Here is a 23,250-nt window from a genome sequence, read left to right on the forward strand (position 1 = left end):
AAACGACGATGATGGGCGTGGTCTGGTCGCTGCTCGGCATCCTGTCAGGCGCCTTCATCGCCGTCCAGGCGCCGATCAACTCGCAGCTGGCGCGCGGCCTGGGGCTCCCGGTCGCGGCTGCTGCGTTTTCGTTCCTGTCAGGCGCGATCGTGCTTGGTATCATCTCCATTGCCGTTGTGCGGCTGCAGGACATCTCGCTCGACTGGAAGGCGCCGGCGCCTTGGCTGTTCATCGCCGGCGGCATGCTCGGCGGTTTCTATGTTACCCTGTCAACCATTCTTACGCCGCGCATTGGTGCAGCCGCGTTGATGGCGTTCCTGGTTGCCGGCCAGTTGCTGGCCGGCATGCTGATCGATCGCGTCGGCTTTCTCGGCGTGGCGGTGCGCGAGATTTCGCTCGGCCGCATCGCCGGCGCGGTGCTGCTGTTGGCCGGAGCGCTGCTCGTCCGGCTCTACTGATGCGCGTCGATCTCTTCGACTTCGACCTGCCGGAGGAGCGCATCGCGCTGCGCCCGGCCGAGCCGCGCGACAGCGCCAGAATGCTGGTGGTCAGGCCAGGCGAAGACTTTGCGGACCGCGCGGTGCGCGACCTTCCGTCCTTGCTCAGAACGGGCGACGTGCTGGTCTTCAACGACACCAAGGTCATTCCTGCCCAGTTGAGAGGCATCAGGCGGCGCGGCGAAGCGCAGGCGCAGGTCGACGCCACGCTGCATATGCGCATGGCGCCGGACCGCTGGCTGGCCTTCATGCGGCCGGGCAAGCGCATCGCCGCCGGCGACCGCATCCATTTCGGCCATGACGGCAATTCCTGTTTCCTCGGCCAGTTCGACGCCACAGTGATCGAGAAGGGCGATGCCGGCGAGGTGCTGCTCGGTTTCGACCTGTCGGGGCCGTTTCTCGACGAGGCGCTGCATGCCGTCGGCCACATCCCGCTGCCGCCCTATATCGCCTCCAAGCGCGACGACGACGCGCGCGACCTGACGGATTACCAGACAATCTATGCCAAGGAGGAGGGCGCAGTCGCTGCCCCCACCGCAGGCCTGCATTTCACGCCGGAGCTGTTTGCCGCGCTGGATGCAAAAGGCATCGAACGCCGCTTCGTGACCTTGCATGTCGGCGCCGGCACCTTCCTGCCGGTCAAGGCGGACGACACCGCTCACCACAAGATGCATGCCGAGACCGGCTCGGTCAGCGAAGCAACAGCCGACGCTCTGAATGGCGCCAAGGCGCGGGGCGGGCGCATCATCGCTGTCGGCACCACCTCGCTGCGCTTGCTGGAGAGCGCGGCACGGCCTGATGGCTCGCTGACCGCCTGGTCCGGCCCGACCGACATCTTCATCACGCCGGGCTATCGGTTCAAGACCGCCGACCTGCTGATGACCAATTTCCATCTCCCGCGTTCGACGCTGTTCATGCTGGTTTCGGCCTTCAGCGGCCTAGACACGATGCGTGCGGCCTATGCTCATGCCATCGGGAACAATTACAGGTTCTATTCCTACGGAGATGCAAGCCTGCTTTATCGAGCGGAGATGAGCGATGGACGATGACCTGCAAGCCTTTGATCGCGAAAGCCTGATCGCCGAAGTGAAGAAATTGCGTGCCGGCATTCGCCAGCACCGAGATTCTACCGGCCATGATTTATGCTGGCATCATCCCAACCTGTGGGACCTGCTGCCGGAAAAGACCGATCCATCGATTGCTGTGCCGCCATGGCCGAAATTCATGCGCGGCTGCATCCAATACCGGCAGTCGCTCGACAGGCAGGCGCCAGGCGCGCCTGTCCATGACAAGGAATTCAATGGCTGAGACATTCACCTTCAAGATTCTCGCCACCGACGGCAAGGCGCGGCGCGGTGTCATCGACATGCCGCGCGGCGAAATCCGCACGCCGGCCTTCATGCCGGTCGGCACCGGCGGCACGGTCAAGGCCATGTATATGGACCAGGTGCGCGGCGTCGGCGCCGACGTCATTCTGGGCAATACCTATCATCTTATGCTGCGGCCAGGCGCCGAGCGCGTGGCGCGGCTTGGCGGCCTGCATGAGTTCGCCCGCTGGCCACAGCCGATCCTGACCGACAGTGGCGGTTTTCAGGTCATGTCGCTGTCGAAGCTCAGAAAATTGACCGAGAAGGGCGTCACCTTTCGCTCGCACATTGACGGCGCTGCCTACGAGATGTCGCCGGAGCGCTCGATCGAGATCCAGGGCCTGCTCGATTCCGACATCCAGATGCAGCTCGACGAATGCACAGCGCTGCCGGCCGACCTCAAGGAGATCGAGCGCGCGATGGAGCTGTCGCTGCGCTGGGCCGAGCGCTGCAAGACAGCGTTCGGCGACCAGCCCGGCAAGGCCATGTTCGGCATCGTCCAGGGTGGCGACAACGCAGCACTCAGGGTGCGCTCGGCGCAGGCGCTGAGCGCGATGGAGCTGAAGGGCTATGCCGTCGGCGGCCTGGCCGTCGGCGAGCCGCAAGCGGTGATGCTGGATATGCTGGAGGTCACCTGTCCGGAATTGCCTGACAACAAGCCTCGATATCTCATGGGCGTCGGCACGCCGGACGACATCGTGAAATCGGTGGCGCGCGGCATCGACATGTTCGACTGCGTGATGCCGACCCGCGCCGGCCGCCATGGCCTGGCCTATACCAGGCGCGGCAAGGTCAATCTCAGGAATGCCCGCCATGCGGACGATCCGCGGCCGCTGGACGAGGAGAGTGACTGCCCGGCGGCACGCGACTATTCACGCGCCTATCTGCATCATCTCGTGCGCTCGCAGGAGGCGCTGGGCGCGATGCTTCTGACCTGGAACAACCTGTCTTACTATCAGAAGCTGATGCAGGACATTCGCGCCGCGATCGAGGCAAAGGCCTTCGAGGCGCACACATCAGACATTTCAGAGGGATGGGCGAGGGGCGATATTCCGGTGCTATAAGCACATCTAGGTGCTGAGCGAATTCGCTGCGCGCAAGCTGCAGCCGGTGATTTGAAAGCTGCCGTCGGGCTGCTGTTCCAGCGTGTAGACCGCCTCATAGTCCTTGCCGTCGGGCCCAACGATCAGCACTTGCTGGATTAGCGAAGTTGGCCCCATCTGCTCGACCTTGCCGAAGGAATAGCTCTGCGGCTGGCGCACCGGCGGATAGCCGTTGGTCACCATGTTCATGAAGGTGTCGACGGTCGGAAAGATGCGCTTCACATTTGGAGCGGCGAAACTGTACGCCTTGGCGCCATCATTGGCGATGAGCGCCTTCAACTGACCATCGATGACGGCCTGGCCGGCCTTGACTTCGGCGTCGCCGGCAAGGGCTGCCGACACGAACAACGCGAACAGCAATGAAACAACTGCGAATGCGGTGCGGCGCATGGCCTGTCTCCATTGTCCCCCAACAAAACCTGTCCCGGGACGCATCATACCATACGGTTTGCGGAGCCTCACGGTTTCAGCAACCGCAATATTCGCCACGCAAGTGCCACATGATCATGCTTAAGCCTCCTTTAACGCGGGGCGCGCATCGTAGGGACGGGTGGGGACCCGTTCGCGCAACCAGGGGACGACCATGTTCAAGCAGCCGATCGACCGGCGCCTTTTGCTGAAGGGCGCGGCAAGCCTCGCGGTTTTGGCTCCCTTGCCCGCCTGGGCAAGCACCGGGCCGACTGTCACGGAAGTCGCCTTCGATCCCGCCATTCCAGCGCTCGGCAACCCCGATGGCGACGTCACCATCGCCGAATTCGTCGACTATCAATGCCCGATCTGCAAGCTCGTCTTCGTCGAACTGAAGAAGTTGATGGAAGAGGACAACGGCGTCCGGCTGGTGATGAAGGACTGGCCGATCTTCGGCGACGTGTCGCGCGACGCGGCGCGGGTGACGCTGCTGAGCGGCGAACACTATGGCGCGGCGGTCGATGCGCTGATGACCAACCAGCGCGGCCTTTCGGAACGCCGCACCAACGACATCCTTTCTTCCGTCGGTGTCGATGTGGCGATGGTGCGTGCCGACCTCGCCATCCGTGAACCCGACATCGACGCTGCCCTTGTCCGCACCGAAGCCCAGGCGACGGCTTTCAAGCTGCGCGGCACGCCAGCCCTGGTCATCGGCGGCAACCTGTACCGGCGCGGCATGCCCGTGTCCGAACTGAGACAAGCCGTCGCCAAGGCCCGCTCCGCCTGATGCTTGAAAGCCGGGCGGCAGTCTGCCACAAGGGCCGCTTGAGTGCTGAAGCTTGATCGGGACCGGCAATGAAGACGTTTTTCATGCAGATAAAGTGCGATCTGGGCAAGTCCTATGAGGTCGCCAGCGCGCTCGCCGATGCCGAAATCGCCTCGGAGATCTACTCGACCGCCGGCAATTACGACTTGCTTGCCAAATTCTACGTCGACGACGAGGAAGATGTCGGCCACTTCGTCAACGAGAAAGTGCAGATTATTCCCGGAATCAAGGACACCTTCACGGTCGTCACTTTCCGCGCATTCTAAAGCAATTCCAGGAAAAGTGTGAAGCGGTTTTCCGTCCGGAATTGCGGCAAAGCAAAAAGCCATGGCAGGTCGCCGTTTCCATGAAACGGTGAACTGCTATGGCCGCATCAGGCACTTGCCCGGTGAACTGCTAGAGCCGCATCAGGCACTTGCCCGGCGACAAGGCAGAGCCTGATTAAGGTCCTGTTCCGACTGCCCGAATTTTGGGCAGTCGGAACATACTGATCGCCGATATCCTCCAAATCACCGATTGCGCTTGATTTTCTCCCGCGACGCCAGTGAAATGGCGTCACAGGGGAGTATGCGATTGGCAGCGTTCGACGAAATGCTTCCGGAAGTTTCCGGGCTTAGACAACCCTATACGGCTTACGACCGCTGGCTGAAGGAGCAGGACCCGGCCAGGCTTACCGAAAAGATGCAGGACGCCGAGCGCGTCTTCCGCAAGACCGGCATTACCTTCGCCGTCTATGGCGAGCAGGAAGCCTCCGAGCGGCTGATCCCCTTCGACATCGTGCCGCGCATCATCTCCGGCAATGAATGGCGAAGGCTGACGCAAGGCATCGAGCAGCGCGTGCAGGCGCTGAACGCTTTCCTCGACGACATTTACCACCGCCAGGAAATCCTGCGCGCCGGCCGCGTGCCGAGGGAGCTGATCGCCAGGAACGAGGCGTTCCTGCCGGAAATGATCGGAGTGCGGCCACCGGCCGGCGTCTACACCCACATTATCGGCGTCGATATCGTCCGCATCTCGGAGAACGAGTTCTACGTGCTGGAGGACAATGCGCGCACGCCGTCGGGGGTCTCCTACATGCTGGAGAACCGCGAGACGATGATGCAGCTCTTTCCCGAGCTGTTCCAGCAGATCAAGGTGCGGCCGGTGGAGAATTATCCGCAATTGCTGCGCCAGTCGCTGGCGGCAGTGCGGCCGCAAAGCACCAAGGGTGCACCGACCATTGCCGTGCTGACGCCGGGCAGCTTCAACTCCGCCTATTTCGAACATGCCTTCCTCGCCGACCAGATGGGCGTGCAGTTGGTCGAAGGCCAGGATCTGCGCGTTGTAGACGGCCACGTCGCCATGCGCACGACCGAAGGCTACAAGCAGATCGACGTGCTTTACCGGCGCGTCGACGATTCCTTCCTCGATCCGCTGACCTTCCGGCCGGACTCGGCCCTTGGCGTGCCCGGCATCATGGACGTCTACCGCGCCGGCAACATCACCATCGCCAACGCGCCGGGAACCGGCATCGCCGACGACAAGGCGATCTATTCCTACATGCCCGACATCGTCGAGTTCTACACCGGCCGCAAGGCCATCCTCGGCAACATCCCGACCTGGCGCTGCTCGGAGCCCGACAGCCTGAAATACGTGCTCGAACACATCCATGAGCTGGTCATCAAGGAAGTGCACGGCTCCGGCGGCTACGGCATGCTGGTCGGCCCGGCTGCGACCAAGAAGGAATGCCAGGATTTCGCCAAGAAGCTGCAGGCGAAGCCCTCCAACTACATCGCCCAGCCGACGCTGGCGCTGTCGACTTGCCCGATCCTGACCGAAAAAGGCCTGTCGCCGCGCCATGTCGATCTCAGGCCCTATGTTCTGGTCTCCGACCGAATCCAGATCGTTCCCGGCGGCTTGACGCGGGTGGCGCTGAAGGAGGGGTCGTTGGTCGTGAATTCCTCGCAAGGCGGCGGCACGAAGGATACGTGGGTGTTGGACGATTAGTAGGGAATAGGGCAGTAGGCAGTAGGCAGTAGGCAGTAGAGGGACAAGAAATGCCATATTCCACAGAGATTCAAATGCTTACCAATCCCTACTCACTATTCCCTACTCACTAGCCCGAAGGGCCACTTCACATGCTTCTCGGCCGCACCGCCAACGGGCTCTACTGGATGAACCGCTATATCGAGCGGGCGGAAAACATGGCGCGTCTGGTCGATGCCGGCCTTCGCATGGCGCTGACCCGCACCCAGAGCGCGTCGGAAGAGTGGAATTCGGTGCTGCTCAGCGCCGGCTCCGACGTCAGCTTCACGCAGAAATACAAGGACTATACCGCCGCCAATGTCGCCGACTTCCTGCTGCGCGACACCTCGAACCCGTCGAGCACGATGTCGGCGATCGAGACCGCTCGCAACAATGCCCGCATGGTGCGCACCGCGCTGACGCGCGAGACCTGGGAGAGCATCAACGAAGCCTGGATGGCGCTGAAGCGCATGCTGGCAAAGCCGATCGACGAGCGCGACCTGCCGAGTGTGCTCGACGCCATCAAGCGCGAGACGGCGCTGATCCGGGGCTCGTTTTACGGCACCATGCTGCGCAACGAGATCTTCGACTTCTCGCAGCTCGGCACCTATGTCGAGCGGGCCGACAACACGGCACGCATCCTCGACGTGAAATACTACGTGCTGCTGCCGTCGATCTCCTGGGTCGGCTCGAGCCTCGACAACTACCAGTGGGAATCGATCCTGCGCTCGGTGTCGGCGCACCGTTCCTATCGCTGGGTCTATGAGGCCGACTACAAACCGACCAACATTGCCGACTATCTGATCCTCAATGTGCGCATGCCGCGCTCGCTGACCTTCTGTTATCGTTTTCTCGCCGAGCATCTGAAGTTCCTCGGCGATGATTATGGCGACCGTCATGCCTGCCACGCCACCGTCGACAGGACACAGGCGATGCTGCAGGCAGGGTCGATCAAGGACATATTCGACGCCGGCCTGCACGAATTCCTGGCCAGGTTCATTCAAGACAACACCAAGCTTGGCGAAGAGATCGCACAAGATTACCGGTTCAATTGAGCATGATCGCGAACCGGAGGGCCGCGCTAGCGACAAGTGAGACCCGGTTTTCGGATAAGATCATGCTTACAAACGGAAAATAGGCATGCGGCTCAAGATCACCCACCGTACCGAATACCGCTACGACGCGCCGGTGCACTATCTGTTGCAGCGGCTACGCCTGTTACCGGTCAGCGGACCGACGCAGACCGTCTTGTCCTGGGCGCTGAAGATCGAGGGCGCGCGCGAGGAAGTCCGCTTTAACGACCATTTTGGCAACGATAACAGGCTGTTGAGCGTCGAGGGCGAGCGCGACTTCATCACCGTCGAGGCCTCCGGCGAGGTTGTCACGCGCGACACAGCAGGCGTCTCGGGTCCGCATCACGGCTTTGCGCCACTGTGGCTGTTCAGCCAGGAGACAGCTTTGACCATCCCCGGCGAGGGCATAAGCGAGCTTGCCGCGGCGGTCGGCAAAGGTACCGACATCGAAAGGCTGCATCGGCTGATGGGGCTGATCGTCCAACGCGTCGCCTACACGCCGGGCACCACCAGCGTGACGACCCCGGCGGAAGAGGCATTGGCGCTGAAGACCGGCGTTTGCCAGGATCACAGCCACATCTTTGTCACCGCAGCCCGCGTCATGGGTTTTCCGGCCCGCTATGTCAGTGGCTATCTGATGATGGATGCGGCCATCGAGCAGGCGGCAAGCCATGCCTGGGCCGAAGCCCATGTTCAGGGTCTCGGCTGGGTCGCCTTCGACGCCGCCAACGGCATTTCCCCCGATGAACGCTATGTCAGGGTAGCCACCGGCCGTGATTATCGCGACGCCTCGCCGGTGTCGGGAATTCGACTGGGACAGGCGGAGGAACAGCTTGCAGTCACCGTCACGGTAGAGCAGTAGTCTCCGGCAAGATTGCTGCCTGAAGAGATTCCATGACTTATTGCGTCGGCCTCAAGATCGATCGTGGGCTCGTGTTCATGTCGGACACGCGCACCAATGCAGGGATGGATTCGATCTCCACTTTCAAGAAGATGCATGTCTGGGAAGAGCCAGGCGAGCGCGTCATCGTGCTGATGTCGGCCGGCAATCTGGCTACGACGCAGGCCGTGGTCAGCCTGCTCGACGAGCGCACCAAAGCGGTGGCGGAACGCCACGCGACGCTGCTCGAGACCCCATCCATGTACCAGACGGTGCGGCTGGTCGGCGACACCGTCAAGGAAGTCATCGCCAGCTCGTCGCCTGCCGGCGAAAAGGCGGATTCCTATTTCAACGCCTCCTTCATCCTCGGCGGCCAGATCAAGGGCAGCCCGCCACGGCTGTTCATGATCTATCCCGAGGGCAATTTCATCGAATCCACCGACGACACGCCGTTCTTCCAGATCGGCGAGACCAAATACGGCAAGCCGATCATCATCCGTGCCTATGAAAGGACGATGAGCCTGGCTGAAACGGTCAAGCTCTTGCTGGTATCGTTCGATTCGACGCTGAAATCGAACCTGTCCGTCGGCCTGCCTCTCGACCTGCTGTTCCTGGAGGAGGATACGTTCACGGTGGGTTTGAAAAAGCGCATCGGCCAGGACGATCGATATTATCGTGCTATTTCCGAAGGCTGGTCGAACGCGTTGAAGACGGCCTTTGCCAGCCTGCCTGATTTTCCGGGGTAGCGCGGGAACCTTCGTCGCGGTTGCCTCACTCTATTTAACATGTTAATCAAAAACCCATACGGCTGGGACTGATCGGCACGTCGGGAGGATAGATGGACAATGAGCAATTCCGCGACTGGTCGAGGCGCGCCGCCGACTGGGGCGCTGATTACCGCGCCGGCCTTCGCGATCGGCCCGTGCGACCTGCCATAGCGCCGGGCGAGATCTTCAGGAGCATCGAAGCTTCTCCGCCGGAGGCGGCTGAATCGATGGAGACGATCTTCGCCGATTTCGAAGCCAAGATCGTGCCCGGCATGACGCATTGGCAGCATCCGCGTTTCTTTGCTTATTTCCCGGCCAATGCAGCACCCGTCTCGGTGGTTGCCGAATATCTGGTCTCTGCGATGGCCGCGCAGTGCATGCTGTGGCAGACTTCGCCGGCGGCGACAGAGCTTGAGACGCGCATCGTCGACTGGATGCGCCAGGCGCTCGGCCTGCCCGAAGGCTTTTCCGGCGTGATCCAGGACTCCGCATCATCGGCGACGCTGGCCGCCGTGTTGACCATGCGCGAGCGCACGCTCGACTGGCAGGGCAACAAGAAGGGTCTTTCCGGGCAGGGCAGGCTGCGCGTCTATTCCTCCGACCAGGTGCACACCTCGATCGACCGCGCCATCTGGGTCGCCGGCATTGGCGAGGAAAACCTCGTCCGCATTCCCGTCGCCGGCACCTACCGCGCCATGGATACCGCGGCTTTGGAAGCGGCGATTGTTGCCGACCGCGCGGCCGGCCTATTGCCGGCCGGCATCATCGCGTGCGTCGGCGGCACCAGCACCGGCGGCACCGACGACATCGCTGAAGTGGCCGCGGTGGCCAAACGCCAGGGGCTCTATCTGCATATCGACGCCGCCTGGGCCGGATCGGCGATGATCTGTCCGGAATACCGGCATTTCTGGACCGGTGTCGAGGGCGCGGACTCGATCGTCTTCAACCCGCACAAATGGCTGGGCGCGCAATTCGACTGCTCGATCCAGTTCGTCCGTCAGCCGGAGGATCTCGTGCGCACGCTGGCGATCAAGCCGGACTATCTGAAAACTCGCGGTCATGACGGCATCATCAACTACTCCGAATGGTCGGTGCCTCTCGGCCGTCGCTTCCGGGCGCTGAAGCTGTGGTTCCTGCTGCGCGCCCATGGCCTCGAGGCGCTGCGCACCATGATCCGCAATCACGTCGCCTGGAGCGAAGGCATAGCAGCGCGCCTGGCCGAGGAGGAGGATTTCGAGCTCGCCAGCCAGCCGATGCTGTCGCTGTTCTCGTTCCGGCATCGCGCCGCATCCGGCGCTGACTGCGACGAGCACAATCTGCGTCTGGTCGACGCCATCAACAATGACGGCCGTATCTACCTGACGCAGACGCGTGTCGATGGGCGGGTCGCCATCCGCTTCCAGGCAGGCCAGTTCGAGACAACCGCGGCCGATGTCGATACCGCCTTCACTGTCATCTGCGAGTGTGCAAGATCCCCGAAGGACTGACAGGGATTGCCCGGGTGGTTGCCGCCGCCGGGGCAAGCCAGCAAGGACTTGCGAGCAAGCATATGGCCGGAAGGGCTGAAGGGGTTAGCCAGAATCTGACGGGCGTCTGGAGCGGGCGCTATTTCTATCCGCGCGAACTGCCGCCGGTTTCCTTCGTTGCAACGCTGATCGAGACGGCAACCAGCTTGACGGGGATGACCCACGAACCGGCGGCGACCAGCACGGCAAGATACGCAAGCCTGCAGGGCCAGCGAGAGGGCAACGCCGTCTCCTTTACCAAGACATACGACAAGGCCCAATTGAAGGCGCACCCGATTCACTACAGCGGCATCATCAACGGTGATGCAACCGAGATCAAAGGCACTTGGCGAATCCCGGGATACTGGTCCGGCAATTTCCTGATGATCCGCTCGCCAGGTAAAGTCCCGGCTGTCACCCGCAAGGTGGCGGAGCGGGTCTGAGCCGTATCTGCCCGGTTCGCCTTTGCAATCATCGATATTTCATTAGCCGGCGTCTCCCTTTTCATTGCTTTCGTTTTCAGCTACAAACAAGAAAAACGAAAACGGGAGGTTCTCAGTGTATTTGTCGCCGCGCCATGCCGAAATCATCCAGATGGCGAAGGACCATGGCCGTGTGCTGGTCGATGGCCTCGCCACGCACTTCAACGTGACGCCGCAGACCATCCGCAAGGACCTCAACGATCTCTGCGATCAGCGGCTGCTGACGCGCATTCATGGCGGGGCCTTGTTCCCGTCCGGCATCGAGAACATGGAGTATGAGGCGCGCCGCAAGATTGCCGCCGACGAGAAGGAGGCGATCGGCCGCGCGGCGGCCAGGCTGATACCCGACAACGCATCTTTGTTCATCAATATCGGCACCACGACCGAGTCGGTCAGCAAGGCGCTGCTTGACCATACCGGGCTCATGGTCATCACCAATAATATCAATGTTGCCAACAGGATGCGCATCTATCCTTCGATCGAGGTGGTAATCGCCGGCGGCGTCGTGCGCGGCTCCGACGGCGGCGTTGTCGGCGAGGCCGCGGTCGATTTTATCAGGCAGTTCAAGGTCGACTATGCGGTGATCGGCGCCTCGGCCATCGACCATGACGGCGCGCTGCTCGATTTCGACTTTCGCGAAGTGAAAGTCGCGCAAGCCATTATCGCCAATGCCAGGCATGTCATCCTGGTCTCCGACCAGACCAAGTTCGAACGAACCGCGCCGGTTCGCATCGGCCATCTCTCGCAGGTAAACACCTTCATCACCGACCGTTGCGACATCCCGTCGGTGCGTAAGATCTGCGAGGAAGCGGAGGTTCAATTGATCGAAACTTCGCTCGGCTAGGCTATCGATCACGGTCCCGTTACATTTCGTTTGACATTCGTTCTTATTTCGAAATAATCCCGATACGGTTTCGTAACAACTCAAAAATGCTGCAATGCGAAATCGCGGGAGGGATTTGTGGACGCAGTCCGTGACATCTTCGTCATCGGTGGCGGCATCAATGGCTGCGGCATCGCCCGCGACGCCGTTGGGCGGGGCTTTTCGGTATTTCTCGCCGAGATGAACGACCTCGCCAGCGGAACCTCCTCCGGTTCGACCAAGCTGATCCATGGTGGCCTGCGCTACCTCGAATTCTACGAGTTCCGGCTTGTGCGCGAGGCGCTGATGGAGCGCGAGGTTCTGTGGAAGAACGCGCCGCACATCATCTGGCCGATGCGCTTCGTGCTGCCCTATGCCAAGGGCCTGCGCCCGGCCTGGCTGATCCGGCTCGGCCTGTTCCTCTACGATCATATTGGTGGCCGCAAATTGCTGCCGGCGACCCGGACACTGGACATGTCCAAGGATCCGGCCGGCAAGCCGCTGAAGCCGCTGTTTCACAAGGCTTTCGAGTACTCGGACGGCTGGGTCAACGATGCCCGGCTGGTGGCGTTGAACGCGCGTGACGCCGCCGACCGCGGCGCCACCATCCGCACCCGCACGAAAGTCGTCGGGGCGCGGCGCGAAGGCGATCTGTGGGCGATCCGCGTGGAAGACGTGCAGACGGGAGAGGCAGAGGAGGTCAAGGCCCGGCTGCTGGTCAATGCCGCCGGTCCGTGGGTCGACCACGTCCTGTCGACCACTGTGGGCCAGAACGACGTGCACAATGTGCGCCTGGTGCAGGGCAGTCATATCGTCATCAAAAAGAAGTTCGATGATCCGCGCGCCTACTTCTTCCAGAACAAGGACGGGCGCATCATCTTCGCCATTCCCTACGAGGAAGAATTTACGCTGATCGGCACCACCGATCGCGACTATCCCGGCGATCCGCATGACGTGAAGATCAGCGACACCGAGATCGACTATCTCTGCGCGGCGGCGAGCGAATATTTTGCTGAAGCCGTGACGCGCCCCGACATCGTCTGGACCTATTCGGCCGTGCGCCCGCTCTACGACGACGGCGCTTCGAAGGCGCAGGAAGCGACCCGCGACTATGTGCTGAAAGCCGATGGCGGCGGGGGCAAGGCGCCGATCGTCAACGCTTTCGGCGGCAAGATCACCACCTACCGCCGGTTGTCGGAATCGATGCTGGAAAAGGTCGAAGGTTTTCTCGGCAAGCGCGGTAAGCCGTGGACGGCGAACGCGCCCTTGCCGGGCGGCGATTTCCCGGCCACCGGTTTCGACGTCCAGGTGGCGAAGCTGAAGAGCGCCTTTCCTTTCATCGACCAGCGCCTGGCGCGTCGGTTGACCCGGCTTTACGGCACGCGCGCGCAAGTGCTGCTCGGCCTCGCCAAGTCGAACGCCGATCTCGGCCGCAATTTCGGCGCCGATCTCTATGAGGCCGAGGTACGCTACCTCAGCGAAAACGAATGGGCGCTGACCGCCGAAGATGTATTGTGGCGTCGCACCAAGCGCGGTCTGCATCTCAGCCGGGAACAGGCGTCGGCGCTTGACGAATTCATGCGCGGCATCAGCCGGCGCCATGTCGCGGCAGCGGAATAGGGAAGGCGATTGATGCACAAAGCCTGGGAGGAGGCATCATGCTGGAACTGAGAAACGTGACGAAGATGGTCGGCGCGGTGGAGCATATCCGCGACGTGTCGCTGACGCTTCAGCACGGCTCGCTCAACGTTTTGCTCGGGCCGACACTGTCGGGCAAGACAAGTCTGATGCGGCTGATGGCCGGGCTCGACGTGCCGACCACCGGTTCAGTCTGGTTCGACGGCCAGAATGTCACCGGCATGCCGGTGCAGCAGCGCAAGATCGCCATGGTCTATCAGCAGTTCATCAACTACCCCGCGATGACCGTCTACGAGAACATCGCCTCGCCGTTGCGCGTCGCCGGCACCGACCAGGCCAAGATCGACAAGGAAGTCCGCAACGCGGCAGGGCTTCTGAAGCTCACACCCTATCTCGACCGCACGCCGCTCAGCCTGTCCGGCGGACAGCAGCAGCGTACGGCGCTGGCCCGCGCCATCGTCAAGAATGCCAGCCTGGTGCTGCTCGACGAGCCGCTCGCCAATCTCGACTACAAATTGCGCGAGGAGCTGCGCGCCGAACTGCCCAAGATATTTGCCGCCGCCGGCACCATTTTCGTCTACGCCACGACTGAGCCGCATGAAGCCTTGCTGCTCGGCGGCAATACGGCGACGCTGTCCGAGGGGCGGATCACCCAATTCGGGCCGACCATCGACGTCTTCCGCAAGCCGATCGACCTGGTGACGGCGAAAACCTTTGCCGATCCGCCGCTCAACACCATCGTGCTGGCCAAGAAGGGCCCGGATTTCCTGCTCGAGGGCGGCGTCAAGCTGCCGGTACCGGCAGAACTCGCCGGCATTGCCGACGCCAACTACACGATCGGCTTCCAGCCGCATCATCTGTCGCTCGAGCGGCCCAACGCTGCCGCGGTGCCGGTGCGCGCCAAGGTGACGATCACCGAGATCACCGGCTCGGAAAGCTTCATCCATCTCGATTTTGCCGATGCGCGCTGGGTCATGCTGACCCACGGCATCCGCGATTTCGAGCCCGACGCCGAGATCGAGGTGTTTATCGATCCGCGCCACATCATGGTCTTCGACAGCAACGGCAGCGCCGTCGCCGCGCCGAAGCTTGCGGCCTGAGGGGGGAAGAGATGGCGCGCATCGACGTCAACCATGTCAGGCACTCCTACCTGCCCAACCCGCAGAAGGATGCCGATTTTGCGCTGCGGGAAGTGCACCACACTTTCGAGGATGGCGGCGCCTATGCGCTGCTTGGGCCTTCGGGTTGCGGCAAGACCACGCTGCTCAACATCATTTCGGGACTTCTGCACCCCTCGCACGGTGAGTTGCTGTTCAACGGCAAGGACGTCACCAATCTGTCGACGCAGGAGCGCAACATCGCGCAGGTGTTCCAGTTCCCGGTCATCTACGACACCATGACCGTCTACGACAATCTGGCCTTCCCGCTGCGCAACCGCGGCGTGCCGGAGGCCGATGTCGACCGCAAGGTGCGGGAGACGCTGGAGATGATCGACCTGGAGTCGTGGGCGAAGAAGAAGGCGAGGGGCCTGACCGCCGACCAGAAGCAGAAGATCTCGCTCGGCCGCGGCCTGGTGCGCTCGGATGTCAATGCCATCCTGTTCGACGAACCGCTGACGGTTATCGATCCGCACATGAAGTGGGTGCTGCGCTCGCAGTTGAAGCAACTGCACCGCCGCTTCGGCTACACCATGGTCTATGTCACCCATGACCAGACCGAGGCGCTGACCTTCGCCGACCAGGTCGTCGTCATGTATGATGGCGGCATCGTCCAGATCGGCACGCCGGCCGAATTGTTCGAGCGCCCGCGCCACACATTCGTCGGTTACTTCATCGGCTCGCCCGGCATGAACGTCATGCCGGTGGCGATCGACGGCAAGACCGCGACCATTGGCAGCCAGCGGATCGAGCTGCCCGGCGCGCCAAAGACCGCCGCTGGGAGCTCCGGCGCCATCGAACTCGGCATCCGCCCCGAATATGTCAGGCTCGGCCGTGACGGCATGGCGGTTAAAATCAGCAAGGTCGAGGATCTCGGCCGCCACAAGGTGGTGCGCGCCAGCCTCGAAGGCCGCGAGATCGCTGCCGTCATCGGCGAGGACGAGAGCGTGCCGGCCGACCCAAAGGTTCGTTTCGATCCGGCCGGCATCAACATCTATGCCGATTCCTGGCTGGTTGAGATGGGGCGTGTCGAGATGGGGGCATAGATGGAAAAGACCTGGAACAACAAGGCCTGGTTCCTGGTGCTTCCGGTGCTGGTGCTGGTGGCGTTCTCGGCCGTCATTCCGCTGATGACGGTCGTCAACTATTCGGTGCAGGACACCTTCGGCAACAACGTCTTCTTCTGGGCAGGCACCCAGTGGTTCGAGGAACTGCTGTCGTCCAGCCGCTTCTGGGAAGCGATGGTGCGCAACCTGATCTTCTCCTTCATCATTCTGGCCATCGAAGTGCCGCTCGGCATATTCATCGCGCTCAACATGCCGAAGAAGGGCTGGGGCGTGCCGGTCTGCCTAGTGCTTATGTCGTTGCCGCTGCTCATTCCGTGGAACGTCGTCGGCACCATCTGGCAGGTCTTCGGCCGCAACGACATCGGCCTGCTCGGCTACTACGTCAACGCGCTCGGCATCGACTACAATTACGTTCAGGATCCGTTCGACGCCTGGGTCACCATCATCATCATGGACGTCTGGCACTGGACCAGCCTTGTCGTGCTGCTCTGCTATGCCGGCCTGGTTTCGATCCCGGATGCCTTCTACCAGGCGGCCAAGATCGACGGCGCCTCGCGCTGGGCGGTGTTCCGTTATATCCAGCTGCCGAAGATGCAGCGTGTGCTTTTGATCGCCGTGCTGTTGCGCTTCATGGATAGCTTCATGATCTACACCGAGCCCTTCGTCGTCACCGGCGGCGGCCCCGGCAACTCGACCACCTTCCTGTCGATCGACCTCGTCAAGACCGCGCTCGGCCAGTTCGACCTCGGTCCGGCGGCCGCCATGTCGCTGGTCTACTTCCTGATCATCCTGTTGTTGTCGTGGGTGTTCTACACCGTGATGACCAACTACGACGCGGAGCGCTGAGATGAGCGGCGCCAACGAAAGAGCCGACAGAGTGAGCGAAACCACCGCTTCGGGAAAATTGGCGAGCACGCTTTCGCAGGATCAGGTCGCCCGGCTGATGCGCAAGCGCGGCGAGGAATCGCGCTGGTGGTGGATCGTGCCGACGATCTACATCATCGTGCTTCTGCTGCCGATCTACTGGCTCATCAACATGAGCTTCAAGACCAATGCCGAGATCGTCTCCTCGCTGACGCTCTATCCGCATCAGCCTACGATCGCCAACTACGTCACTATCTTCACCGATGCGTCCTGGTATTCGGGCTACATCAACTCGATCACCTATGTTGTCATGAACATGGTGATTTCCGTGGCTGCGGCGCTGCCGGCGGCCTACGCCTTTTCGCGCTACCGCTTCCTCGGCGACAAGCATCTGTTCTTCTGGCTGCTGACCAACCGCATGGCGCCGCCGGCAGTGTTCGCGCTGCCGTTCTTCCAGCTCTATTCGGCTTTCGGCCTGATCGACACCCACATCGCTGTGGCGCTGGCGCACTGCCTGTTCAACGTGCCGCTGGCGGTGTGGATCCTCGAAGGCTTCATGTCGGGCGTGCCCAAAGAGATCGACGAAACAGCCTATATCGACGGCTACTCCTTCCCGCGCTTCTTCGTCAGGATATTCATGCCGCTGATCGCCAGTGGCATCGGTGTCGCCTGCTTCTTCTGCTTCATGTTCTCATGGGTCGAGCTTTTGATCGCTCGCACGCTGACGACCACCGATGCCAAGCCCATCGCCGCCACCATGACCCGCACCGTTTCGGCCGCCGGCATGGATTGGGGCCTGCTCGCTGCCGCCGGCGTGCTGACGCTGATCCCCGGCGCGCTCGTCATCTGGTTTGTCCGCAACTACATCGCCAAGGGCTTCGCCCTGGGGAGGGTGTGATGAAACAAAAGCACGGGTTCACCCTCACCACCACCGCCAAGGGCTTTGCCCTGGGGAGGGTGTCACCATGAATCTCGACCTCACCTGGATGGCGTGGACGTGGCCGACGGCGGCGTTCTTCGGCACCATTCTTCTGCTGCTGTGTGGCATGGCGTTTTGGGAATTTGCCTCGCCGGGCGGCAATCCGCGCGCCGGCATCCTGCGCTTCGAGACGACGCGCGGCGACCGTCTTTTTCTGTCGCTGCTTGGCAGCGCCTTTATCCATCTCGCTTGGCTGGGTCTTGTCGGATCCAACCTGTGGTGGGCTCTCGCTCTCTCCGTGGTCTACGCCGTCGGCGTGTTCCGCTACGTATAGAGGGGGAAACTGTTGGATCGACCGCGTGCCGGCGGCCGTTCCAGATCGCACTTGAAACCTAAATGTGGAGGAAACCTATGCGACGGCAATTTTTAACATCAACAACTGCCCTTGTCCTGTTGCTCGGGGTAGGCAACGCCTACGCCGGAATGGATGAGGCCAAGGCGTTTCTGGACAAGGAAATCGGCCCGCTGTCGACGCTCGACCGCGCCGGCCAGGAAGCAGAAATGCAGTGGTTCATCGATGCCGCGAAGCCTTTCGCCGGCATGGACATCAAGGTCGTGTCCGAAACCATCGCCACCCACCAGTATGAATCGCAGGTGCTGGCGCCGGCCTTTACCGCCATCACTGGCATCAAGATCACGCATGACGTCATCCAGGAAGGCGACGTCGTCGAGAAGATCCAGACCCAGATGCAGACCGGCCAGAACCTTTATGACGGCTGGGTCAACGATTCCGACCTGATCGGCACCCACTGGCGCTACCAGCAGGTCCGCAACCTGACCGACTGGATGGCGGGCGAGGGCAAGGACGTTACCAATCCGAACCTCGACCTGAAGGATTTTATCGGCACCTCCTTCACCACCGCGCCGGACAAGAAGCTCTATCAGCTGCCCGACCAGCAGTTCGCCAACCTCTACTGGTTCCGTTACGACTGGTTCAACGACGAGAAGAACAAGGCCGACTTCAAGGCGAAATACGGCTACGACCTCGGCGTTCCCGTGAACTGGTCGGCCTATGAGGACATCGCCGAGTTCTTCACCGGCCGCGAGATCGATGGCAAGAAGGTCTATGGCCACATGGACTATGGCAAGAAGGACCCGTCGCTCGGCTGGCGCTTCACCGACGCCTGGCTGTCGATGGCCGGCAACGGCGACAAGGGCCTGCCGAACGGCCTGCCGGTCGACGAATGGGGCATCAAGGTCAACGAGAAATCACAGCCGGTCGGCTCCTGCACGGCGCGCGGCGGCGACACCAACGGCCCGGCTGCCGTCTACTCGATCCAGAAATACCTCGACTGGCTGAAGGCCTACGCTCCGGCCGAAGCCCAGGGCATGACGTTCTCCGAATCCGGCCCGGTGCCGGCACAGGGTGCGGTCGCGCAGCAGATATTCTGGTACACCGCCTTCACCGCTTCGATGGTCGACGCCGGCGCCAAGGCGGTGCTGAACGAGGACGGTACGCCGAAGTGGCGCATGGCCCCGTCGCCGCATGGCGTCTACTGGAAGGACGGCATGAAGCTCGGCTATCAGGACGTGGGTTCCTGGACGCTGATGAAGTCGACGCCGACCGACCGCGCCAAGGCCGCCTGGCTCTACGCGCAGTTCGTGACCTCGAAGACGGTCGACGTGAAGAAGAGCCATGTCGGCTTGACCTTCATCCGCGAAAGCACGATCCACGACAAGAGCTTCACCGAACGTGCGCCGAAGCTCGGTGGTCTGATCGAGTTCTACCGCTCGCCGGCCCGCGTTCAGTGGTCGCCGACCGGCACCAACGTGCCCGATTATCCGAAGCTGGCACAGCTCTGGTGGCAGGCGATCGGCGATGCCTCGTCCGGCGCCAAGACGGCGCAGGAAGCCATGGACTCGCTCTGCGCCGAGCAGGAAAAAGTCATGACCCGCATCGAGAAGTCGGGCGTCCAGGGCGATATCGGCCCGAAGATGGCCGAAGAGCATGACCTCGCCTACTGGAACGCCGACGCGGTCAAGAACGGCAATCTCGCGCCTCAGCTGAAGATCGAAAACGAGAAGGAAAAGCCGATCACCATCAACTACGACGAACTGGTGAAGAGCTGGCAGAAGTAATCTTGGCGTACGCGCCAGGATCATAGTGAACGGGGAGGCGGCATCTTGCCGTCTCCCCTGTTTGTATAGGCGAGCTACCGGGAGGACTAATGACCGGATACATCCTTGCAATCGACCAGGGTACGACATCGACCAGGGCGATCCTGTTCGACGGCGCGATGAAGGTCGCCGGCAGCAAGCAGCAGGAATTCACGCAGCATTATCCTGCCTCCGGCTGGGTCGAGCATGATCCGGAAGAGATCTGGGCAAGCGTCGTCGCCACCGTCAAAGGCGCGCTGAAGGCCGCCGGCCGCGAGGCTTCGGATGTGGCGGCGATCGGCATCACCAACCAGCGCGAAACCGTCGTCATCTGGGACAAGGCGACCGGCAAGCCGATCCACAATGCCATCGTCTGGCAGGACCGCCGCACCGCGCCGCTCTGCCAGAAGCTGAAGAAACACGGCCTGGAGAAAAAGTTCACCAAAAAGACCGGCCTGCTGCTCGATCCCTATTTCTCCGGCACCAAGATCGCCTGGATGCTGGACAAGGTGAACGGTGCGAGAAAGCGCGCCGAAAAGGGCGAACTGCTCGCCGGCACCATCGACAGTTTTTTGATCTGGCGGCTGACCGGCGGCAAGGTGCATGCGACAGATGCCACCAACGCCTCGCGCACGCTGGTCTACAACATCGAGAAAAATGTCTGGGACGACGAGCTGCTCTCCATCCTGCGCATCCCGGTGGCGTTGCTGCCTGAGGTCAAGGATTGCGCCGACGACTACGGCGTGACGGAAAAAAGCCTGTTTGGCGCCGAAATCAAAATCCTTGGCGTGGCCGGCGATCAGCACGCAGCGACCATCGGCCAGGCCTGTTTCGAGCCAGGCATGATGAAATCGACCTATGGCACCGGCTGCTTTGCGCTGCTCAACACCGGCGCCGATCTGGTGCGCTCGAAGAACCGGCTGTTGACCACCATCGCCTATCGGCTGAACGGCAAGACTACCTATGCCTTGGAAGGCTCGATCTTCATCGCGGGTGCCGCCGTGCAATGGCTGCGCGACGGCATCAAGGTGATCGGCAAGGCCGAGCATAGCGGCGTTTTGGCGGCAACCGCCGACCCCACGCAGAACGTCTATCTGGTGCCGGCTTTCGTCGGTCTCGGCGCGCCGCATTGGGACGCCGAGGCGCGTGGCGCGATCTTCGGGCTGACCCGCAACTCTGGCCCGGCGGAGTTCGCCCGCGCGGCGCTGGAATCCGTCGCCTACCAGACGCGCGATCTCCTCGACGCAATGCGCAAGGACTGGAAGGGGGCGTCGGCCAAAACCGTGCTTCGCGTCGACGGCGGCATGGTGGCCTCCGACTGGACCATGCAGCGGCTGGCCGATATCCTCGATGCGCCGGTCGATCGCCCGACCATTCTGGAGACGACGGCGCTGGGTGCGGCGTGGCTTGCCGGCTCGAAAGCAGGCGTGTGGCCGAAGGCGAAGGATTTTGCCAAGAGCTGGGCGCTCGAGCGCCGCTTCAAGCCGGACATGGATGCCGACATGCGTTCGGCAAAACTGGCCGGCTGGCGCGATGCGGTGCGCCGGACGCTGAGCGCGTCCTGATTTCGCACTTAAGACCAAGTCCGCGAAAAGACGAAGCCCGCGCCCGTTGCCGGCGCAGGCTCCGTCCTACCCTAACTTCGCCCTAAACACATCAATAGGGCGAATTACACTGCCGCCGAGGGCCGTAATTGGGCTGGAATGTGTTGTCCGAAGCGCGGTACGACCGATAGCGGTCGTAGCACCACTGCACATGGGCATCGCCGCGGTTGTTCTCGCTGTTGACGATCGCACCGGTGATCAAGGCGCCGGTGGCGAAGGCAGCCAGCGGGAACCAGTAGTCGCCGTGACGGCGATAGCCGCGGTGATATTCGCGATAGCCGCGATGGCCATTCCAATAGCTGCCGCCATCATTGTTGCGCGAGAACTGGCGGCCTACGCGGAAATCGCGATTGCCGGAATTGCGGTTGCCATGGCGCATCCACCGCCAGTTGTCATGACGAGAATCGCCCACATTCACGATGTCGGACGAAGTTGCTGATGACTGGGGCACGAACATCTGGGCGGCATTGGCCGGCATAGCGGCCGCCGCGGCAAACGAAATTGACAGGGTGGTCGCCAGTAGACCCGTTGCGATCTTGTTCATGATCTTCTCCTTGAAGGGTGGTTGACGTCCCTTGTGAGACGAAAACGGCCCGCTCGTGCGATGGTTCCCACCAAAACAGTAAGTTGCTGATTTGTAATGTTTCTCGAATTTGGCGCGTGAGAAAAGGCGCGTTTCGCGCGCCAACAGATCGAAGCGGCGACCACGTTGCGGGAGCGGCTCACCGGGCTGGTGACGACGCAATTTGCGGCGCGTCGGGCGATGGCCGAAACCCCGGTGGAACGGCCATCTTTTTCCGGTTGACCGGTCGCGGCACTCTCCCTATGTTCCGCGCAATTTCGAGGGCGGCCTTTAGAGCCCGCGGGAGCGCGTAGCTCAGCCGGTAGAGCAACTGACTTTTAATCAGTAGGTCTCGGGTTCGAACCCCGACGCGCTCACCAGAAATATTTCGTGCGAAAGTTGCTCCCTATCAGCAGCCCCATCGCCGCCTACAATCGCCGCCCGGTCTTGGTGTCGAACAGATGAGCGCAGGCGCGGTCGATCTCGATGCGCATCTGCTCGCCCCGTTTCAGTGCCAGCCGCTCGCGGAAAAGGCAGGAGATTTCTTCTCCGGCGCAGTCGACCCTGGCAAAGATTTCCGAACCCGTTGCTTCCAGAAGCACGATCGTGCCGGGGATTCCTTTGGCGGTCGTCGCTCGGATGTGTTCGGGGCGGATGCCGTAGATGAGGTCCCCGCCGGGAATGTTGGTCAGGTCGATGCCTTCCGGCAGCGGCAAGATCAGTCCACCGGCGCTGCGGAAAACACCTTCCTCGACATGGCCGCGAATGAAATTCATCGCCGGCGAGCCGATGAAGCCGGCAACGAAGAGGTTGGCCGGGCGATCGTAGAGATCGAGCGGCGCGCCGATCTGCTCGACAAGGCCGTCATGCAGCACGACGATCTTGTCGGCCATGGTCATGGCCTCGATCTGGTCGTGCGTGACGTAGATGGTTGTGGTCCCGAGCCGCTGGTGCAGCGCCTTGATCTCGCCGCGCATCTGCACGCGCAATTTGGCGTCGAGATTGGACAGCGGCTCGTCGAACAGGAACACCTGCGGGTCGCGCACGATGGCGCGGCCCATGGCGACGCGCTGGCGCTGGCCGCCGGAAAGCTGACGCGGATAGCGGTCGAGCAGCTTGTCCAGGCCGAGAATGCTGGCGGCCCTGCCGACGCGGCCGGCGGTGTCGGCCGGATCGGCTTTCTTGATCTTCAGGGCAAAGCCCATATTGTCGGCCACCGTCATATGCGGATAGAGCGCGTAGTTCTGGAACACCATGGCGATGTTGCGGTCGCGCGCCCTGAGATTATTGACGACGCGATCGCCAATGGCGATCCTGCCGCCCGAGATCGTTTCCAGTCCGGCAATCATGCGCAGCAGCGTCGACTTTCCGCAGCCCGACGGCCCGACCAGGATGACGAATTCGCCATCGGCGATGTCGACGCTGACATCGTGGATGATCTTGGCGGCTCCGAAAGCCTTCTGAACGTTGTTGATTGTTACCGATGCCATTGGATTTCTCCCGGAAAT

Annotated in this window: 24 protein-coding genes and 1 tRNA gene; 22 read left to right on the forward strand and 3 right to left on the reverse strand. The window is 62.0% G+C overall.

The genetic code is table 11. From position 1 onward, the window contains the following. The first annotated feature begins 8 nt into the window (after positions 1–8). Genes ACYG97_RS07945 through tgt form a run of 4 tightly spaced genes read left to right on the forward strand, consistent with a single transcriptional unit; the run spans position 9 to position 2,928 of the window. Complete coding sequence (locus ACYG97_RS07945) at positions 9–458, forward strand: DMT family transporter (RefSeq protein ID WP_023693398.1); 450 nt, start codon at positions 9–11, stop codon at positions 456–458. After that, the gene (gene queA / locus ACYG97_RS07950) at positions 458–1,546 is read left to right on the forward strand and encodes a tRNA preQ1(34) S-adenosylmethionine ribosyltransferase-isomerase QueA (protein ID WP_023734324.1); all 1,089 of its coding nucleotides are present in this window, start codon (positions 458–460) and stop codon (positions 1,544–1,546) included. Before ACYG97_RS07945 ends, queA begins: the two co-directional genes overlap by 1 nt. Beyond that, positions 1,536–1,805, forward strand: coding sequence for a hypothetical protein (locus ACYG97_RS07955; RefSeq protein ID WP_023684641.1), 270 nt, complete (start codon positions 1,536–1,538; stop codon positions 1,803–1,805). Before queA ends, ACYG97_RS07955 begins: the two co-directional genes overlap by 11 nt. Further along, a complete protein-coding gene (gene tgt, locus ACYG97_RS07960; protein WP_023734325.1) occupies positions 1,798–2,928 on the forward strand; it encodes a tRNA guanosine(34) transglycosylase Tgt in 1,131 nt (376 codons plus the stop codon). The genes ACYG97_RS07955 and tgt overlap by 8 nt, the downstream gene beginning before the upstream one ends. Before the next feature lie 6 nt (positions 2,929–2,934). Here tgt and ACYG97_RS07965 read toward each other — a convergent pair whose 3' ends face one another. Next, positions 2,935–3,357, reverse strand: coding sequence for a DUF4864 domain-containing protein (locus tag ACYG97_RS07965; protein ID WP_023684643.1), 423 nt, complete (start codon positions 3,355–3,357; stop codon positions 2,935–2,937). 193 nt (positions 3,358–3,550) lie between these two features. Between ACYG97_RS07965 and ACYG97_RS07970 the strand changes: the two genes are divergently transcribed. From ACYG97_RS07970 to glpK, 17 genes are all read left to right on the forward strand, one after another. Next, on the forward strand, positions 3,551–4,162 hold the full coding sequence (locus ACYG97_RS07970) for a DsbA family protein (protein WP_023693402.1): 612 nt from the start codon (positions 3,551–3,553) through the stop codon (positions 4,160–4,162). Between the two features lie 68 nt (positions 4,163–4,230). Further along, entirely contained in the window at positions 4,231–4,467 is a 237-nt protein-coding gene (locus ACYG97_RS07975; RefSeq protein ID WP_023670963.1) for an Lrp/AsnC family transcriptional regulator, read from the forward strand. Positions 4,468–4,774: 307 nt separating this feature from the next. Further along, on the forward strand, positions 4,775–6,187 hold the full coding sequence (locus ACYG97_RS07980; RefSeq protein ID WP_023670964.1) for a circularly permuted type 2 ATP-grasp protein: 1,413 nt from the start codon (positions 4,775–4,777) through the stop codon (positions 6,185–6,187). Positions 6,188–6,318: 131 nt separating this feature from the next. Continuing rightward, a complete protein-coding gene (locus ACYG97_RS07985; RefSeq protein ID WP_023734326.1) occupies positions 6,319–7,260 on the forward strand; it encodes an alpha-E domain-containing protein in 942 nt (313 codons plus the stop codon). Between the two features lie 85 nt (positions 7,261–7,345). Next, positions 7,346–8,140, forward strand: a complete 795-nt coding sequence (locus ACYG97_RS07990; protein WP_023734327.1) for a transglutaminase family protein — start codon at positions 7,346–7,348, stop codon at positions 8,138–8,140. A 32-nt stretch (positions 8,141–8,172) separates the two neighbouring features. Next, entirely contained in the window at positions 8,173–8,904 is a 732-nt protein-coding gene (locus ACYG97_RS07995; RefSeq protein WP_023684646.1) for a peptidase, read from the forward strand. Between the two features lie 92 nt (positions 8,905–8,996). Next, positions 8,997–10,412 (forward strand): pyridoxal phosphate-dependent decarboxylase family protein, encoded by a 1,416-nt coding sequence (locus ACYG97_RS08000; protein ID WP_023688617.1) that lies wholly within the window; start codon positions 8,997–8,999, stop codon positions 10,410–10,412. 14 nt (positions 10,413–10,426) lie between these two features. Further along, complete coding sequence (locus ACYG97_RS08005) at positions 10,427–10,873, forward strand: hypothetical protein (RefSeq protein ID WP_023734328.1); 447 nt, start codon at positions 10,427–10,429, stop codon at positions 10,871–10,873. Positions 10,874–10,988: 115 nt separating this feature from the next. Beyond that, the gene (locus ACYG97_RS08010) at positions 10,989–11,756 is read left to right on the forward strand and encodes a DeoR/GlpR family DNA-binding transcription regulator (protein ID WP_023734329.1); all 768 of its coding nucleotides are present in this window, start codon (positions 10,989–10,991) and stop codon (positions 11,754–11,756) included. Between the two features lie 117 nt (positions 11,757–11,873). Beyond that, positions 11,874–13,394: a glycerol-3-phosphate dehydrogenase gene (gene glpD / locus ACYG97_RS08015; RefSeq protein ID WP_023684649.1), complete on the forward strand. Its 1,521-nt coding sequence runs from the start codon at positions 11,874–11,876 to the stop codon at positions 13,392–13,394. Between the two features lie 38 nt (positions 13,395–13,432). Next, on the forward strand, positions 13,433–14,512 hold the full coding sequence (locus tag ACYG97_RS08020; RefSeq protein WP_023684650.1) for an ABC transporter ATP-binding protein: 1,080 nt from the start codon (positions 13,433–13,435) through the stop codon (positions 14,510–14,512). 11 nt (positions 14,513–14,523) lie between these two features. Next, the gene (locus tag ACYG97_RS08025; protein WP_023684651.1) at positions 14,524–15,615 is read left to right on the forward strand and encodes an ABC transporter ATP-binding protein; all 1,092 of its coding nucleotides are present in this window, start codon (positions 14,524–14,526) and stop codon (positions 15,613–15,615) included. After that, positions 15,616–16,482 (forward strand): carbohydrate ABC transporter permease, encoded by an 867-nt coding sequence (locus tag ACYG97_RS08030; RefSeq protein ID WP_023670975.1) that lies wholly within the window; start codon positions 15,616–15,618, stop codon positions 16,480–16,482. It abuts the gene before it with no gap. 1 nt (position 16,483) lies between these two features. Further along, positions 16,484–17,398, forward strand: coding sequence for a carbohydrate ABC transporter permease (locus ACYG97_RS08035; RefSeq protein WP_023670976.1), 915 nt, complete (start codon positions 16,484–16,486; stop codon positions 17,396–17,398). A 67-nt stretch (positions 17,399–17,465) separates the two neighbouring features. Continuing rightward, positions 17,466–17,753, forward strand: coding sequence for a DUF2160 domain-containing protein (locus tag ACYG97_RS08040; protein WP_023684653.1), 288 nt, complete (start codon positions 17,466–17,468; stop codon positions 17,751–17,753). 77 nt (positions 17,754–17,830) lie between these two features. Continuing rightward, positions 17,831–19,558: an ABC transporter substrate-binding protein gene (locus tag ACYG97_RS08045; RefSeq protein ID WP_023684654.1), complete on the forward strand. Its 1,728-nt coding sequence runs from the start codon at positions 17,831–17,833 to the stop codon at positions 19,556–19,558. Between the two features lie 89 nt (positions 19,559–19,647). Next, entirely contained in the window at positions 19,648–21,141 is a 1,494-nt protein-coding gene (gene glpK / locus ACYG97_RS08050) for a glycerol kinase GlpK (RefSeq protein ID WP_023734330.1), read from the forward strand. A gap of 91 nt (positions 21,142–21,232) precedes the next feature. Here glpK and ACYG97_RS08055 read toward each other — a convergent pair whose 3' ends face one another. Beyond that, positions 21,233–21,724 carry a BA14K family protein gene (locus ACYG97_RS08055; RefSeq protein WP_023734331.1) on the reverse strand — a complete coding sequence of 164 codons (492 nt, stop codon included), beginning with the start codon at positions 21,722–21,724 and terminating at the stop codon, positions 21,233–21,235. A gap of 322 nt (positions 21,725–22,046) precedes the next feature. Here ACYG97_RS08055 and ACYG97_RS08060 point away from each other — a divergent pair. After that, a tRNA-Lys gene (locus ACYG97_RS08060) sits at positions 22,047–22,122 on the forward strand. A gap of 48 nt (positions 22,123–22,170) precedes the next feature. Here the strand turns inward: ACYG97_RS08060 and ACYG97_RS08065 are convergent. Continuing rightward, positions 22,171–23,232 (reverse strand): ABC transporter ATP-binding protein, encoded by a 1,062-nt coding sequence (locus ACYG97_RS08065; protein ID WP_023734332.1) that lies wholly within the window; start codon positions 23,230–23,232, stop codon positions 22,171–22,173. Between the last annotated feature and the right edge of the window lie 18 nt (positions 23,233–23,250).

This window comes from Mesorhizobium sp. W067, assembly GCF_054719525.1.